Below are 258 nucleotides of genomic sequence, written 5' to 3'. Positions count from 1 at the left end.
GGGGGTGCGTCTGGTCCTTGAGAACTCAACAGCGTGCACATTGTCAATGCCAATTTATTGACCCCGTGACTCATCAGTTTGCTGGTGGGTTCGGAGACAATTCCTTTTGGATTGAAGATTGTCAGTAGACAGTCAACAGTCAGAATCAACTCGGTCTGATGCCTTCGGGTGTTGGGTCTGTATTTTTTTACGGAGAGTTTGATCCTGGCTCAGGACGAACGCTGGCGGCGTGCTTAACACATGCAAGTCGAACGATGA

General features: G+C 49.2%; 1 rRNA gene. It reads left to right on the top strand.

Going from position 1 to position 258, the window contains the following annotated elements:
- Positions 1-186: 186 nt before the first annotated feature.
- Positions 187-258: ribosomal RNA gene (locus FS825_RS18470) — 16S ribosomal RNA — on the top strand; the annotation flags it as partial.

Source organism: Curtobacterium pusillum (genome assembly GCF_007680845.1).
GTDB lineage: Bacteria > Actinomycetota > Actinomycetes > Actinomycetales > Microbacteriaceae > Curtobacterium > Curtobacterium pusillum_B.
This window is presented reverse-complemented; position numbering and strand designations above follow the sequence as displayed.